At 73.5% G+C, this 15,159-nt stretch carries 12 protein-coding genes; 5 read left to right on the top strand and 7 right to left on the bottom strand.

The annotated features are described in order from the left end of the window. Positions 1 to 2 precede the first annotated feature (2 nt). The 3 genes from EXU48_RS09000 to EXU48_RS08990 are packed head-to-tail and all read right to left on the bottom strand — an operon-like array spanning position 3 to position 3,575. On the bottom strand, positions 3 to 950 hold the full coding sequence (locus EXU48_RS09000; protein WP_133107322.1) for a carbohydrate ABC transporter permease: 948 nt from the start codon (positions 948 to 950) through the stop codon (positions 3 to 5). Beyond that, positions 947 to 1,942 carry an ABC transporter permease gene (locus tag EXU48_RS08995; RefSeq protein ID WP_133107321.1) on the bottom strand — a complete coding sequence of 332 codons (996 nt, stop codon included), beginning with the start codon at positions 1,940 to 1,942 and terminating at the stop codon, positions 947 to 949. The genes EXU48_RS09000 and EXU48_RS08995 overlap by 4 nt, the downstream gene beginning before the upstream one ends. Then, positions 1,923 to 3,575 carry an extracellular solute-binding protein gene (locus tag EXU48_RS08990; protein WP_133107320.1) on the bottom strand — a complete coding sequence of 551 codons (1,653 nt, stop codon included), beginning with the start codon at positions 3,573 to 3,575 and terminating at the stop codon, positions 1,923 to 1,925. Before EXU48_RS08990 ends, EXU48_RS08995 begins: the two co-directional genes overlap by 20 nt. 60 nt (positions 3,576 to 3,635) lie before the next feature. Between EXU48_RS08990 and EXU48_RS08985 the strand changes: the two genes are divergently transcribed. The 4 genes from EXU48_RS08985 (at position 3,636) to EXU48_RS08970 (ending at position 7,590) form a co-directional block, all read left to right on the top strand. After that, positions 3,636 to 4,748: a sialidase family protein gene (locus tag EXU48_RS08985; protein ID WP_133107319.1), complete on the top strand. Its 1,113-nt coding sequence runs from the start codon at positions 3,636 to 3,638 to the stop codon at positions 4,746 to 4,748. Next, complete coding sequence (locus EXU48_RS08980) at positions 4,745 to 5,707, top strand: dihydrodipicolinate synthase family protein (RefSeq protein WP_133107318.1); 963 nt, start codon at positions 4,745 to 4,747, stop codon at positions 5,705 to 5,707. Before EXU48_RS08985 ends, EXU48_RS08980 begins: the two co-directional genes overlap by 4 nt. 22 nt (positions 5,708 to 5,729) lie before the next feature. Continuing rightward, positions 5,730 to 6,467, top strand: a complete 738-nt coding sequence (locus EXU48_RS08975) for a FadR/GntR family transcriptional regulator (protein WP_133107317.1) — start codon at positions 5,730 to 5,732, stop codon at positions 6,465 to 6,467. 148 nt (positions 6,468 to 6,615) lie between these two features. Further along, entirely contained in the window at positions 6,616 to 7,590 is a 975-nt protein-coding gene (locus EXU48_RS08970; protein WP_235856953.1) for a DUF4862 family protein, read from the top strand. On the opposite strand, the gene EXU48_RS08965 is transcribed toward EXU48_RS08970, so the two are convergent. Continuing rightward, a complete protein-coding gene (locus EXU48_RS08965; protein ID WP_235856925.1) occupies positions 7,587 to 9,101 on the bottom strand; it encodes an amidohydrolase in 1,515 nt (504 codons plus the stop codon). The genes EXU48_RS08970 and EXU48_RS08965 overlap by 4 nt on opposite strands. A gap of 40 nt (positions 9,102 to 9,141) precedes the next feature. On the opposite strand from EXU48_RS08965, the gene EXU48_RS08960 reads away from it, so the two are divergent. After that, a complete protein-coding gene (locus tag EXU48_RS08960) occupies positions 9,142 to 9,615 on the top strand; it encodes an SRPBCC family protein (RefSeq protein ID WP_133107314.1) in 474 nt (157 codons plus the stop codon). Between the two features lie 167 nt (positions 9,616 to 9,782). Here EXU48_RS08960 and EXU48_RS08955 read toward each other — a convergent pair whose 3' ends face one another. From EXU48_RS08955 to EXU48_RS24470, 3 genes are read right to left on the bottom strand one after another with little or no spacing between them, the layout of a single operon-like run. Next, positions 9,783 to 12,638 carry a CHAT domain-containing protein gene (locus EXU48_RS08955; protein ID WP_133107313.1) on the bottom strand — a complete coding sequence of 952 codons (2,856 nt, stop codon included), beginning with the start codon at positions 12,636 to 12,638 and terminating at the stop codon, positions 9,783 to 9,785. Beyond that, positions 12,625 to 13,722, bottom strand: coding sequence for a hypothetical protein (locus EXU48_RS08950; RefSeq protein ID WP_133107312.1), 1,098 nt, complete (start codon positions 13,720 to 13,722; stop codon positions 12,625 to 12,627). Before EXU48_RS08950 ends, EXU48_RS08955 begins: the two co-directional genes overlap by 14 nt. Next, positions 13,719 to 15,131 carry a hypothetical protein gene (locus tag EXU48_RS24470; protein WP_165962739.1) on the bottom strand — a complete coding sequence of 471 codons (1,413 nt, stop codon included), beginning with the start codon at positions 15,129 to 15,131 and terminating at the stop codon, positions 13,719 to 13,721. The genes EXU48_RS08950 and EXU48_RS24470 overlap by 4 nt, the downstream gene beginning before the upstream one ends. Positions 15,132 to 15,159 lie beyond the last annotated feature (28 nt).

Here is a 15,159-nt window from a genome sequence, read left to right as displayed (position 1 = left end):
GATCAGCCCTTCACGGCGCCGATCATCATTCCCTTGGCGAAGTGCCGCTGGAGGAACGGGTACAGGATCAGGATCGGCACCAGCGACACCACCAGGATCGCCATCTGCAGGGACGGCTGGGCGGGCAGGTTCTCGGCGACGCTGAGGTCGGTGTTCGACAGCGCCGTCTCGTTGATCACGTAGGTGCGCAGCACGAGCTGCAGCGGCCACAGGCCCGAGTCGTTGAGGTAGATGAGGGCGTTGAAATACGCGTTCCAGTAGCTGACCGCGTAGAACAGGCCGATCACGGCGAGCACCGCCTTCGACAACGGGATCACGATCCCGGAGAAGATCCGCCACTCGCCGGCGCCGTCGATCCTGGCGCTCTCGAGCAGCTCGGCCGGGATGTTCATGAAGAACGAGCGCAGCACCACCACGTTGAACCCGCTGATCATGGTGGGCAGGATCAGCGCCCAGAGGGTGTCGATCAGGCCGAGGCCGCGGACCAGCAGGTAGGTCGGGATGATGCCGGCCGAGAACAGCATCGAGAACAGGACGACGAGCAGCATGCCCCGGCTGCCGAACGAGCCCGGCCGGGACAGCCCGTACGCGAGCAGGCAGGACGTGAACAGGCTGATCGCCGTGCCGACGAGTGTGACACCCACGCTGATCAGCGCCGCCTGGGTGACGACACCGCCGGAGAGGATCGACCGGTAGGCGTCCACGTTGACCGCGTCCGGCCACAGCACCAGTCCCCCGGCCCGGGAGATCTGGTCGCGAGGCGCGATCGAGGTGGAGACGATCGCCACGAACGGCGCGATCACCAGGGCGCAGAAGATGCCGAGCACCAGGGCCTTGGCCGCCTGCACCGGCCAGGGCGGCAGCGGGGTGCCGAGGACGAGCCGCCGGCCACGCCGGCGACGCGGTGTTCGGCCCGCAGGTGCAGGGCTGACGGTCCGGGACGTGGTCATGACTTGTAGACCCCCTGCTCTCCGAAGATGTGGGCGAGCTTGTTCGCTCCGAGGACGAGGATCACGCCGACCACGCCCTTGACCAGGCCGACCGCGGCGGACAGGCCCCACTGGCCACCGACGATCCCGTTGTTGTAGACGTACGTGTCCAGCACCTCGCTGACCCCGCGCCCGACGGCGGCCTGCTGCAGGATGATCTGCTCGAAGCCCACGGACAGGGAGTCGCCCAGCCGCAGGATGAACAGCAGGATGATCACGCCCTTGAGCGCCGGCAGGGTGATGTGCCACATCTGCCGGAGCCGGCCCGCACCGTCCACGGCGGCCGCCTCGTAGAGCTGCGGATCGACAGTGGACAGGGCCGCCAGGAAGATGATCGTGGCCCAGCCGGTGTCCTTCCAGATGATCTGCGCGGTCAGCAGCAGGTGGAACACGTCCGGGTTGCCGATGATCTCCAGCGCGGCCATGTCATGGGAGCGCAGGAAGTTGTTCAACAGCCCGCTGCCGCCGAGCATCTGCTGGAACACCGCGACGACGATCACCCAGGACAGGAAGTGCGGCAGGTACAGGACGTTCTGCACGATCCGTTTGATCTTGTCCGAGAACAGGCTGTTCAGCAGCAGCGCCAGCACGATCGGCGCGGGGAACACCAGCAATGCCTGCAGCCCGGTCAGGATCAGGGTGTTGCGCAGGGCGGCCAGGAACGCCGGGTCGCCACTGAGGATGGCGCGGAAGTTCTCCCACCCCACCCAGGGGCTCTCGGCGATGCCGAGGAACGGCTGGTAGGCCTTGAAGGCGATCACGTTCCCGAGCAGAGGAACGTACTGGAACAGCAGCGCGGCCAGCATCCCCGGAACCGCGAAGAGCACCAGCATCCGGTCCCGGCTCAGCCTCCGCCACCAGGAGAGGTGGCGCCGTGGCGGCGTACCAGCCCGCGGCCCCGGGCGGGCCGCGACCGCGGGCGGCGCCGTCCGCTCAGCCGTGCTCTGCGGCATACGCCTCCTCCAACTCACTGCGGATGGCGTCCCCACCGCTCGTGCGCCAGGTGTCGACGGCGGCGGTGAAGGTCTCGATCCCGGCGTTGCCCTGCACCACCTGGTTCAGTGCATCGTTGACGGCGCCCTCGAGCTGGGCGTTCATCCGGGACTTGGTCTCCGAGTACAGGCCGTAGGACGCGTCCGTGACGAGACGGTCGACCATCTTCGCCTGCACCGCGTGCTGCGTCTCGGGGATGTCCGGGCGGCCGGGCAGGTACAGCGCCATCGCGGCGTCGCTGATGTACTGCAGGCCGATCCCCACCTCGGAGGTGCCGAGCGCGGTGGGAACCGGGTCGCTGCCGGCCAGCTCGTAGTGCTCACCGGCCACACCGAACTTGCGGAACAGGTACTCCTCGGTGCCGAACGGGGCGGCCATCCAGTTCGCGATCGCGAGCAGGACCTCGGGGTCGTGGGTCGTCTCGGCGTTGAACGCGGTGATGTTGTTGTTCGCTGCGCCCATCCACGGGGAACCCTGGCCGCCGTCCCGGCCGGGCACGTCCAGCATGTTGATGCGCAGTTCGGTGACGGTCGGGTTGTCGGTGTAGAACTGGTTCCACGCGACGAAGCTGTCGTGGACGAAGACCGCCGTGCCGGCCGCGATCCACTGCTTCTTCGCGCCGCCGCTCGCGGTGTAGGCGTCGGGGTTGACGACGCCGGCCGCCCAGACCGCGATCATGTCCTCGATCGCACCGAGCATCTCCTCGGTCTCGTACATGTGCGTGAAGGCGCCGCCCTCCTCACCCCAGAGGTAGGGCGTGCCCCACATCTGCTGGATGTACTGGGACGGCATCGACGCCCACGCCCACCGGTTGGCGCCGGGGGCGGTCATCTCGGTGCACAGGGCAATGAAGTCGTCGAAGCTGCCCGGGTCCGCGTCGGCGATGCCCGCCGCCTCGGTGAGGTCCTGACGGTAGATCGGGGCGGACGTCCGCGACATCCCGCGGGGGACCGGAACCGCGAAGATCTTGCCGTTGAACCGGGTGTCCGGCCACGACTGTTCCGGCAGGTTCGCCAGGAACGGATAGTCCAGCACGGCGTCGCCGGCCAGGTACTCCGTGAGGTCCAGACACGTGGCCTCGAGCAGATCCGGGAGCTGCGCGACATCCTTGGGGATGTTGAGGATGTCCGGGATGTCCCCACCGGCGATGCGGGTGGCGAACTTGCTCTTGTACTCGTCGTTGGAGGACATCGAGATCTCCAGCGGCGATCCGATCCGCTCCTCGAGCGCCTGCCAGAAGGAGTTGGCGTCCCGGGTCGGCGGGATGGCACCAGGGATATTGGTCATGAACGTGATGACCTCACCGTCCCCGGGGGCCTCCTCGATCACCCGTCCCGGGTTGGCCGGGTAGGCACGGAAACCCTCGTTCATCCCTTCCGCCGCCGCCGGGAAGTCCGGGGGCACCCCGTCGTACTGCTGGAACGTGGGAAGGTCCACGGTGGCACCGGCACCGCCGCCGCTCCCGCCGCCCGATGAGCCCGGGCTGGAACAGCTGGCGAGTGCGCTGCCGCCGAGCGCGGCGACCGCTGCGGCCACCCCGCCCCTGAGCACGGTACGTCGGTCTGTCTCGAAGCTCTTCCATGAACGTGACATCCGGTTCTCCTTCGGACCTGGACTGGTACAAGACGGCGTCAGCATGACATAGTACGTCCCATGTCCTCAAGAGGTGTCGACCGTGAGCCGCCGACGACCCCGAACGAGCAGGTGCTCTTCGCCGCGGGGACGCACGGTTATGCCGCGTTCCGGATCCCGGCGCTGGTCACGTCCGGCACGCACGTGCTGGCGTTCTGTGAGGGTCGGCGAGACTCCGCCGGCGACACCGGCCGGATCGACCTCGTCGTGCGGCACTCCCCCGACTCCGGTGCGACGTGGGGGCCGCTCACGGTCGTCACCCGGCGGCCGGACCACACCACGGGCAACCCGATGCCGTTCGTGACGGCGACCGGCGAGATCGTCCTGCTCACCATGACCAACGGCGCGTCGGTGCACGAGTCGGAACTGATGCGACCCGGAGTTCCCGAGGGCGACCGGCGCCGGGTCTGGGTGCAGCACGCGCCCGGTCCGGGTCAGCCGTTCGGACCTCCGGTCGAGGTCACCGACCAGGTCCGCCGCTCGGACTGGGGCTGGTTCGCGACCGGTCCCGGTCACGGTCTCACGCTCGCCCACGGCCCGGAACGCGGCCGCCTGATCGCCGCCTGCACGCACTCGATCCTGGCCGCCGCGCCCGGTGACCACTCCTACGGCGGCCACCTGATGCTCAGCGACGACGGCGGTCACACCTGGCGGGTCGGTGCCGTCGATTCCACCGCGCGCCCGGCGGGTGCCGCCTTGAACCCGAACGAGGCGACCGCGGCGGAACTGCCCGACGGCGTCGTGTACGTCAATGCGCGCAACCAGGCGTCCGCGGGTGGTCGCCTGGGCGCGTGGTCCGACGACGGCGGGGAGAGCCTGCGGGCCCCGTTCCGCCCACACCCGGACCTTCCGGTACCCGCCGTCCAGGGCAGCGTCCTCGCGAACGGCTCCGGCACGCTCTGGTTGAGCACACCCGGACATCCCGACGAACGCCGCGACGTCACCCTCTGGCGCAGCGACGACTCCGGGGCGGCCTGGCGCCGAGGGCCCGTGCTACACGCCGGTCCCGGCGCCTACAGCGACCTTGCCCTGCTCGCGGACGGCACGCCCGCCGCCCTCGTCGAGGCTGGCTCGGGATCCGCGTACGAATCCATTCGCTTCATCCACCCCACCCGAACGGAAGGAATCCAGTGACGAGCCACGGTCGTCTCGCCGGCGTCATCCCCCCGCTGTGTACCCCCCTCGCCCCGGACGGAGAGGTCGACGAGTCCTCGCTGGACCGGCTCGTCGACCATCTGGTCGACGGCGGCGTGCACGGCTTGTTCGTGCTCGGAACCACCGGCGAGGTGAGTGCGCTCTCCGACGCCCAGCGCGAACGGGTGGTGGCGGTCGCGGTGGCCCGCGCCGCGGGCCGACTTCCGGTGCTCGTCGGCGCGATCGACACCGGCACCGCGCGGGTGGTCGACCAGGCGCGCCGCGCCGCCGCCGCCGGGGCCTCGGCGGTGGTGGTGACCGCGCCGTTCTATGCGGGCACCCACCCGACCGAGATCCACCGCCACTTCACCGACGTCGCGGCGCGCGTCGACGTGCCGGTGGTGGCCTACGACATCCCGTCCCGCGTGGGGACGAAGCTCCGACCGGAGACTGTGATCGACCTCGCCGCGGACGGGGCGATCGTGGCGGTGAAGGACTCGAGCGGCTCCGACGTCTCGCTGCGCGCCCTGCTCTCGCGACGATCCAGGCGCGGAGTGGACCTGTCCGTCTTCACCGGATCCGAGCTCACCGTGGACTACGCGATCGGGCTGGGCTGCGACGGTGTGGTGCCCGGTCTCGGGAATGTGGACCCGGCCGGATACCGGCGCCTGTTCGACCTGGCCCGCGCCGGCCGCACCGAGGACGCGCGCGCCGAGCAGGACCGGCTGTTCGAGTTGTTCCGGATCACCGCCGCCGCAAGCACGGCCGGCCGGTCCGGTACCTCGGCCGCGCTCGGGGCGTTCAAGGCCGCCCTGGTGACGCTCGGCGTGATCACGGGCGCGAACCTCGCGCGACCCGGAATCCCCCTCGACGAGGGCGAGATCGAGGCGGTCCGCGGCATCGTCGCGGAGTTCGGACCACGGATCGGTGAGAAGGTAGGTGTCGGATCGACCGGATGAGGGCGGAGGGAGTCACCGGCACATGGCGACGCAGGGCGGAGCAGGACGGGCGCTGGCCAGCCAGGCCGTGACCCGCACCCGGATCCGAGATCTGATCGTCGAACGCAGGCTGAAGGCCGGCGACCCACTGCCCACCGAGCCGGAACTCATGGCCGAGTTGGGCGTCTCCCGGAACTCGCTGCGCGAGGCGATCAAGGCCCTGCAGGCCGTGGGCATCATCGACGTGCGGCACGGCTACGGGACGTTCGTGGGCTCGGCCGGTCTGAACTCCCTGGAGGAGGGCCTCGGCTTCCGCCTGACCTTGTCCGCGAGCGGCGACCTGCAGGACGTGCGCGAACTCCTGCAACTGCGCCGCGCACTCGAGGTCGGGCTCGCCCGCGAGGTGACCGAGTACTGGTCCCACGGCTCCCGCGAGCCGCTGGAGGCGGTCGTCGCCGAGATGGAGGCGGCCGCCGCGCAGGGCCGCTACTTCCCGGACGAGGACTGGCGCTTCCATGCAGCCATGTACACCCCCCTGCACAACGGCCTGATCCTGGACCTGCTCCGGGTCTTCTGGAACACCTTCCAGCAGGTCGACGACCGCCTCCCCGGCCCCCGGTACACCCCTGCCGACGCCGCGAGCTGGCACCGGGAGATCTGTGACGCGCTCGCGTCCGGTGACCCGGAGTGGGTCGCGAGGTCGCTGGTCGAGCACTTCGACGGCATCAGCGTCCGCCTCGCCGCCGCGGGCCCGTCCGGAGCCGGGGCCGCGACGGACTGATCCTGGCCACCCGGCCCGCCGGCGGCTGCGGACAGCGGTGGACGAACCGTCGCCGGGGTCCCGTGCGGCGGTACCGTGGCGACGTGCACCGACACCGCGAACCGATCACGCCGCCTCCCGCCCGCCCGAGGAACCGGGGGTGTCGACGATGACGGCCGGTGGCGGCCTGGTGCTCGGCGCGTACGCCCTGTTCGCCGGGCGAACGCCGGATGAGCTGCCGGACGCGTACCGCGCGCTCGCCGAGCTCCCGGACGTGGACACGCTCGAGATCCCGCTCGAGGACGCCGTCGGCGCGAGCCCCGGCTGGGTGGCCGGAGCCGACGGCCTACCGACGCTCGTGCCCGAGGGCTGGGACCTGGTGATCACCTGCATCCCGACCGTGATGGCCCGGCTCGCCGCCGACCCTCGGTACGGGCTCGCCTCCACCGACACGGACGGCCGTGCGGCCGCGGTCGAGGACGTCCGCCGCGCCCTGACGGTCGCGAAGCGCGCCGCGGACCTGGCCGGCCGGCAGCGCGTCCGCGCCATCGAGATCAACAGCGCCCCGACCGGGTCCGCATCCGTTGGCGAGTTCGAGCGCTCGCTGACCGAGCTGCTCGAGGCCGAGTCGACCGGAACGACGCTCGCCGTGGAGCACTGCGACGCCCCGCGCCCGGGCCGCACCCCGCAGAAGGGCTTCCTCGAGGCGCACGCCGAACTGACCGTGATCGAGGCCCTCGGGGACGAACGGCTCGGGCTCACCGTGAACTGGGGGCGGAGTGCCATCGAGGGGCGCTCCGCGCAGACCCCCGAGGAGCACGTCCGGCTGGCCGCCGAACGGGGCCGGCTGGCCGGGATCATGTTCTCGGGCGCCAGCCCCGACTCCGGGCCGTGGGGGGTGCCGTGGCAGGACGGGCACATCGCGCCCCGGGGTGCGGGCGGCCAGGGCATCTGGGCCGAGAGCCTGCTCGGTCCGGAGGAGTTGCGTCGCACGTTCGAGGCGGCCGGCGCGGGAGCCCCGTGCTACCGGGGGGTGAAGGTCACGGCCGGACCGCCGAGCCGGCCCGTGGCGCAGCGTCTCCAGGTGGCCCGGGACGCCGTGGCGATGGTGCTCGCCGCCGAACGCGGGCCGGCCGGCTCCTAGATCCCGTCGCGGTGGGTGAACCGGCCGCCGAGCATGGTGGCCAGGACGGGCATGCGCCGCAGCGTCGAGGTGGCGTCCGCGGTCAGGGGGTCGGCGCCGACGAGCACCAGGTCGGCGACGTCCGACACCCGGACGCCGGTGCGACCGTCCGCGGCGCAGGCGAGGGCGAGGGCCGGGCCGATCCGCTGCTCCGGGCCCCACGGTTCCCGGCCGTCGCGCGTGCGGGCAACCGCTGCGGCGATGCCCAGCCAGGGGTCCAGCGGGGACACCGGCGCGTCCGAGCCGAACCGGATCCGGGCGCCCGCCCTCGCCAGCGACGCCAGCGGGAACGCGTCCGCGGTCCGGCCGGGCCAGTAGACGTCGGCGACGTCCCGGTCGTCGATGAGGTGCTCGGGCTGCACGCTGGCGGTGACCCCGAGCGCGGCGAACCGGGGCACATCGGACGCCTCGACCAGTTGGGCGTGTTCGATCCGCCCGCCGACCCCGGCCGCGGCGAACGCGTCGAGCGCGATGGTGTTGGCCCGGTCCCCGATCGCGTGGATCGTGGTCGCCAGACCGGCCGTGTGCGCCCTGGTGACCAGTTCGACGAGCTGCGCCCCGCTCCACTCCTGCACGCCATGACCGCCGTCGGGGTACGCGTGCCGGCAGTGGGCGGTCCGCGTGTTCAGCGCACCGTCGGAGATGATCTTGAGCGGGCCGACGGTCAGCAACCCGTCGGTGCCCTCGATCTCGGCGCCGGTCCGCAGCCCGGCGGCGATCGTCTGCTCGAGCCGGTCCGGGTAGCACCCGGCGCGGACCCGCACCTGGTCGACGCCGGCCGCGATCCGGTCCTGCCAGGCGGCCACGTTGTCCGCCATCTCCAGGTCCACGACCCCGGTCACCCCGCGTGCGGCGGCGGCCCAGGCGGCGCGTGCCACGAGCGCCTCGCGGCGGTGCTCGGGGGCCTCCTCGTAGTCCCGGGAGGCCTGGAACCAGGGCCCCTCCCGGATCATGCCGTCGGCCCCGACGTGCACGCCGAGCAGCCGGGCGCCCGCGCCGTTGACCCACGCACTGTGGACGTCGCCGCTGACCAGGATCACCGGGACCTCACCGGCCACCGCATCCAGGGCGGCAAGCGTGGGCGCATCGGGCCACAGCCCGTCCCGGAACCCGAACCCGTCGAGGGCCGCGTGGGCCGGTCCGCCGGGCGGGCTGGGGCGTTCGGCGAGGCGGTCGGCGACCATCCGCACGACCTGCGCGGCGGACGTCGCGGCGCTGACGTCCAACCGTTCGCGCAGCAGCGCCCACTGCTGCATGTGCACGTGCGAGTCCCAGAGTCCGGGTACCAGGAAGGCGCCGTCGGCGTCGACCTGCTCCACCGACCCGGCCGGGGTGTTGGTGCCGTTGATGCCGGGCCGCCCGCCGCCGTCGGACATCGACGCGATCCGGCCATCGCGGATCTGCACGTCGATCGGACCTGCGCCGCCGGGGCGGCGCACGTTGCGCAGGAGGAGGCCACTCGGTGTCGACACCGCTGCAGCGTAACCGGGTCGACGTGAGACGATCGCTGCCATGCCGGTGGTCGAGTCGAGCGTTGTGGTGGGCCTCGATCCGGCGACGGCGTTCGCGGTCTCCCAGACCACCGGGCAGGTGCGGCTGCGCTGGGACCCGTTCATCCGCCGTCAGCACTTCCTCGACGGCGCCACCGCGCCCGCGAAGGGCGTGCGCACGATGACCCGGCACCGCAGCGGGCTGCGGATGGTCAGTGAGTACGTCTCCTACAACCCGCCGCGCAACGTCGGCATGAAGATGGTCACCGGGCCGTGGTTCTTCGCTCGCCTGGGCGGTGGCTGGCGGTTCGAGGCGGTCGACGGCGCAGGTACTCGGGCGATCTGGCGGTACAACTTCTCGTGTCGGCCGGCGTGGCTCGCTCCGCTCGCGGAGCGGGTCGGCGTGTGGGTGCTGCAGCGCGACATCGACAGGCGGATCGCGGGTTTCGCGGCCGGTTGCGCCGACCCCGTGGTCGTCGCCGCCGCCCACCCCTGACCCACCGGACCCGTCGCCCCCCACCCGTCCCGTCGCCGAGCGCGCGGAAGCCCTTGGTCGGCGTCGCGCGGACCGGGGGCTTGTGCGCGTTCGGCCGGCGGAGGCGGGGCGAGGCGGGGGCGGGGGTGGGGAGGGGGAGGGGTGGGCGGGTGGAGGGTGCCGGGGGGTCAGGCGGTGGTGAAGGTCACCAGGCCGGCCCACAGGAGCGGGGAGTCCGCGACGGCGTGGGTCGAGCGCCAGGCGGCGAGTCGCTCGCGCTGCCAGGCGCTGAACGCAGCGACGGCGTCGGGGGCCTCGTGGGCGGCGTCGACGGCGAGCACGGCGTCGGTGATCGGGTTCCCGGCCACGTCTGCCAGCGAGGACAGCGCGTGCTCGGTGAGCAGCGGCCAGCGGGTGCCGGTGACCAGGGTGGCGCCGGCGCGCACCACGGCGCCGACCAAGCCGTAGGGGTCGCGGAACCGGGCGTCCGTGCCGGACTCGCACCCGATCAGGGCGACCCGCTCGGGCATCGGCCAGCGCTGCGGGTCGGCGAGCAGGTCCCGCGCCGAGAGCGGACGGTGCTCGCGCATCGGCTCGGCAAGGCCCGGGACCTCGGCGGTGCAGGACAGGTGGAGCTGGCTGTCGTCGGCCTGGCCGCGATCGGCGGCGGCGGCGGTGACGTGACCGACGTAGACGAGCCGCTTGGGACCGGCCTGCAACGCCGCGGCGAGCCAGTCCCGGTCGGCGTCGGTGCGGCGGAACAAGCCGGTCAGGTCGCCGCCGGGCACGTCGACGCGGCCGGCGCGGGCGTAGGAGTCGAGCCGCTCGAGCAGCCCCGCGTACCGTGCATCGCCAGGGGTGACCCGGCCGAGCACGGAGCCGAGCGCGGACGCGGCGGGCCAGCCGGGGATCCGCGGGTCGAGGGCCATGACCGTGTCCGCCGCCGAGGAGGCCGCCGCAACTCCCGGAGCACCGGCGGCGGCAACGCCCGCACCGCTTGCGGCGAGTACGTCTCCACCCACACCGTCGGAGACCGGTGCGGCACCACCAGCACCGGACCGGCGCAGCCGCCCGAGCAGTCCCCCACGCGCCGGACGGGCATCGGCCACACCGGGCACTGCTGCGCCGGACGCCGTCGCCCCGGCGCCACCCCGGCCCCGGAACCGGCCGCCGCCGGACCACACGGAGCGAGCCCCGCCGTCGGCAGCGTCGGTACCGGCGCCGGGCACCTGGCCCGGCGCTACCACGGTGACGTCGGCGATCTCCACCAGCCGCACGTCGGAGCCGTCCACTGCGAGCAGCTCCCACGGCACGGACGCGGTGCGTGGGGAGGGCTGTATCCGCACATGGGGACGCACACCGGCCTCGTGGTAGGCGGCGAGCTGGTCCACGAGCTGCGTCGCCAGGAACGTCTGGGCCAAGCCGACCGCGAGTTCCCACTCGGCGTCGTAGTCCACGAGCGGCCCGGAGGTGAGCAGGTCGGTGTAGGAGGCGACCTTGTCCGCCCCTGCTGCCACCGACGGCAGCCCCTGCGCGAGTCGGCCCAGCACGCGCTCCAGCTCCTCGTGCCCGACCCGGCCGACACCCCCGGGCTCGCCGTCGACGCGCCAGTTGCAGAACGTGCCGTGCCCGGTGTCGACGTAGGTCAGCACGACCGTGGGCGCCTCGCCCGGCTCGGCCCAGCGCTGGACGAGCTCGGGTGAGCGCAGTTCCTGCCCGTACCGCGTGCGCGCTCCTGCGTACTCCTCGGCGAGGACCTCCCCCTGCCCGGGGGCCAGCACCATCCGCGGCACCGGTTCCACGGCCACCGCCGGGCCGCTCGGGAGCATGAGTTCGACGGCCTCGTCGGCGCTCGCCGCGGCGGCCGCAGCGCCGTTGATGGGACGGGCCGCGACGGCCGCCGGGAGCACCACGGTGGGCGTGCCACTGGCCGCCTGCCACTCGATCAGCGCGAAGACGAGCATGCCGTTGGAGGACTGCAGCGCGGCCCGGAACGCCGCGTCCCTGGCCGGGTCGGCGACCTGCGCGACGAACCGCTCACGCTGATAGCCGGACGGGAACTGGGTGCGCATCGCGTCCAGCGCCAGCGCGGCCGGGACGGCGTAGTCGAGGGCGCCGCCGAGCAGCAGGTCGTTCTGGTGGTCCTGGGACAGGGTGTACGGGTCGGTGCTCGCATCGACGCCGGTCCAGTCCAGGTCCAGGGCGGCCCGGTCGTGGTCGGGAGGCACCCAGGCGAGCAGGAACTCGGCCTGCATGTGGTCGATCTCGGCGATCGCCCGAAGTTCGCCGCGGCTCCGGAACGCCTCCCGGACGGTCTCCATGTGCGCGGCGAACTGCGGTCCGTCGCCGCCCTGGGCGGCGAGCCGGGCCAGCACCAGGCCCACCTGGGCGCTCTCCAGGTGGGCACCGAACCGGGTCAGCACGTCCTGGGCGCGGCCCAGCAGGTCGGCCGCGGCGACCAGGTCACCCTCCATCGACGCGATCGTCCCGAGCAGCCGCAGCGCCTGCCCCTCGGGCAGCATGGAGCCCTGTCCGGTGGCGGCGACCAGGGCGCGACCGGCGTGCCGCTTCGCGTCCTCGAACCGGGACTCCCGGGCCGCCTGGGCGGCGAGGTTGTTCCGGGTGGTCGCGAGCATCTCCACGTCCTCCGGACGCGGCGCGGTCATCGACTCGAACACTGCGACCGCGCGCTCGGAGAGCTCGGCGGCCTCGAGGTCCCGGCCGCTCTGCGCGCACACCGAGGACAGGTTCGTCAGCGCACTCCCCTGCCACTGCTTCAGGGACTCCTCGGGCTCGGCCGGGATCGCTCGCAGCATCTCGCGCAGCCGCGCCTCGGCGGCCGCCCACTCCTGCCGGTACATGTGCAGGGTGGCTCGGGCCTCGCCCAGCGCCAGTTCCAGGTGCGTGCGTTCGGACCCGGCGGGCAGCGCCCGGATCGGGCGCTCCACGGACCTCAGGGTCCGCTCGGCCTCCTTCCACCGACCCGCCATCTGGTACTCGATGCCGGTGTGGATCTGCCGGCGGATGGTGTCAGAAATCCTCATCGACGGCCCTGGCCGCGCCCTCGGCGAGGAGCACCGGCGCCTCGAGCAGCGCCCGCGCCGCGTCGCGGACCCGGTCCCGGTCGTCCGCCTCCGGTCCGGGCCCCGCCCTCCCGTAGCCCGGCAGGCTCACCAGGACGGTCAGGTCCGTCCCGGTTCCGGCCGGTACCGGCGCCTGCGCGCGCCAGCCGTTCTCGTCGGGACGAAGGTCGAGCACGACGGCGGAGCGCATCCCGTCCAGAACGGCGGCGGTGAGCGTGAGCCCGGGTGGGCGGCCGGGCAGGCCGGTGACCTCGACGATCAGCTCACCGCCGGTGCCGGTGCGGCGCAGGCTCCAGGAGACCGCCGTCTCGGCGGCGTCCACGAGGCCGGCCGGCAGACCGGCCCAGGTGGCGCCGTGGCGGCCACGGGCCAGTTCCACCCCGGGCACGGCGACGGCGCCGGCCGCGAGCGCGAACGCCTCCGCGCGGGCAACGGGCTCGGGGGTCAGTTCCACCTCCAAAGCCTCGGCCCAGTCCAGGGCCGCGGCCCGCGCCTGCGCAACGGTCACGGACTCCGGCGACTGCGGTTCGAGGTCACCGTTGAGCGCGTCCAGCGTGGCCAGGGCGCGCGCGACGCCGGATGCCGCGGCCGGGCCGAGGGCGTCGTCGACGAGGCCGTCGGCCTCGTGCTCCAACCCGACCCGCTCGAGCAGGAGCAGGTCGGCGTCCAGGGGCGGGACGCCGTCGAGCACCGAGGCGGGCCACCAGGCCTGCGCCCAGCAGACGTGCCCGAGGCGGTGGGCGACCCCGGTCAGCGGACCGGCCTCGGCGGCCGCGGCAAGGTTCCCCGCCGCCGGGTCCGCCGCGAGGGTCGCCACGGCGAGCGCCACCTGGGTCCCGTAGACCTGCCAGAGCCACTGTTGCGCGGCGTCGGGATCGTCGAGGACGGCGTGCGGGGCTGAGGTCCGGGGGCTTCCGACCGGCCAGGTGAGGGAGCCGCCGACGGCGTCCACCACGCCCGCCCGCCACGGCGGGGGCGGCGTCCGGCCGGCCGGGTCGATGGTGACGGCGCCGAGCGGGTCGACGGCGATGCTGACGTCGGTCACGGGAGTGCCGCCTCCGGTCCGTGGTGCGGGGGGCCACCGAGGCGGGACAGCGCGCCGCGGACCCGGTCGCGGTGGTCCCGGATCACGGACAGGGCGACACCTTCGAGGACGTCCAGGGCCTCCTCGTGACCGGCCAGAGGACGGGACCGGGCGTCGCGGCCGTGCAGCCTCGACCACAGCCGACGGATATACCGGGGCGCAGGGGCGGCGACCTCCCGGGCGACGTCGCCGAGGGCCCCGTCGGCGCCCGGGTCGCCGCCGATCGGGAGCCGGCGCGCCTGCCACACGTAGGCCTCGCGCTGCCAGCGCCGGTTGATGCGCCGCTCCAGCTCCGAGCCGCCGGCCCCGCCGGGGCCGGCCGCTGAGCCGGTGCCGATCGGGCGGAGCCGGTGGGCCAGTTCCACCCCGACGAGAAGACCGGCGCGCAGGTTCGGGTCGGTGTACCCGCACGGCGACGTGGCCCGGTCCACCTCGTCGGTCACGACGTCGGCGATGTCACCGAGTTCGTCGCGGCCGGCGGCGGCGCGCACGAGGGTGAAGACCCGCTCGTAGATGCTGCGGTCCAGCGGGAGCGCCAGGTCGGAGGTGGAGGCATGCTCGCCGAGGTCGGGGGCGGGCGGGCGGGCGTGGGTGGAGGCGCCGTCGACGCGGGCGGCCCCGTCGGTGAACCACCAGCGCCGGCCGAGCCCGGCGCCGGCGTCGCGCTCGACGAGGTCCTGCCAGTGCGCGGCGGCCGCGGCATCATCGTCCAGGACCGGGGCGGCCACCTCCCGGTGCGTGGTCTGCGGCGGGTCGCCCTCGCCCCTGGAGCTCGCGGCGCCGCCCGCGGTTGTCCAGGTGTCTGCCTGTGGGTCGCCGGAGCCGGACCGCGCCGACCAGTGCCGGGCCAGCCGGTCGGCGTGCGCGGCTCGCACGGCCGGGTCGGCGAGGTGCTCGCGCAGCCGGGCGACGCTCGGACCCCCGTGATGAACCTCCGCGAGGACCTCGGCGGCGAGCCGGGCGCCGTCGGGCTCCGTCGGTTCGCCGTGCACGGTGGCGAGTTCGAACGCCCGCTGGAAGTAGAGGTCCTGCGGGTGGCCCTCGGTGATCCCGGCCGCGCGGCGGGCCCGCTTGATCACCGTGAACCAGGCGGCCGTGTGGCTCAGGACCGTCGCGGCGGCGGCGACGATCCCGAGGAGTTCGTCCGCGACGCCGGTCGCGAGGGTGGTGGCCGCGAGCTCGGGGCGTTGCCCGGGCCGGATCACGAGTGGGTCCAGGATCAGCTTGACCGTGCGGGACAGCGGCCCGCCGGTGGAGTTGCTCAGCGGGTCGAGGGCGGGCGCGTGGTCGGTGGCGGCGGCCCGCCAGGCGCGGTCCAGCACCAGGGCGCGGGGCATCGTCGACGCGGCGCGCTCCCCCTCGGTGCTCACGCGCCCGAGTCTAGGAGACGCCGGCCCC

This window comes from Occultella glacieicola, from assembly GCF_004353825.1.
Classification (GTDB): Bacteria; Actinomycetota; Actinomycetes; order Actinomycetales; family Beutenbergiaceae; genus Occultella; species Occultella glacieicola.
The sequence above is the reverse complement of the archived record's forward strand: the minus strand, read 5'-3'. Positions and strand labels throughout refer to the sequence as shown.

Excerpts from the sequence above, each read along its gene's own strand:
- EXU48_RS09000 (WP_133107322.1), bottom strand. The coding sequence starts at position 950 with ATGACCACGTCCCGGACCGTCAGCCCTGCACCTGCGGGCCGAACACCG.
- EXU48_RS08995 (WP_133107321.1), bottom strand. The coding sequence starts at position 1,942 with ATGCCGCAGAGCACGGCTGAGCGGACGGCGCCGCCCGCGGTCGCGGCC.
- EXU48_RS08990 (WP_133107320.1), bottom strand. The coding sequence starts at position 3,575 with ATGTCACGTTCATGGAAGAGCTTCGAGACAGACCGACGTACCGTGCTC.
- EXU48_RS08985 (WP_133107319.1), top strand. The coding sequence starts at position 3,636 with ATGTCCTCAAGAGGTGTCGACCGTGAGCCGCCGACGACCCCGAACGAG.
- EXU48_RS08975 (WP_133107317.1), top strand. The coding sequence starts at position 5,730 with ATGGCGACGCAGGGCGGAGCAGGACGGGCGCTGGCCAGCCAGGCCGTG.
- EXU48_RS08970 (WP_235856953.1), top strand. The coding sequence starts at position 6,616 with ATGACGGCCGGTGGCGGCCTGGTGCTCGGCGCGTACGCCCTGTTCGCC.
- EXU48_RS08960 (WP_133107314.1), top strand. The coding sequence starts at position 9,142 with ATGCCGGTGGTCGAGTCGAGCGTTGTGGTGGGCCTCGATCCGGCGACG.
- EXU48_RS08955 (WP_133107313.1), bottom strand. The coding sequence starts at position 12,638 with ATGAGGATTTCTGACACCATCCGCCGGCAGATCCACACCGGCATCGAG.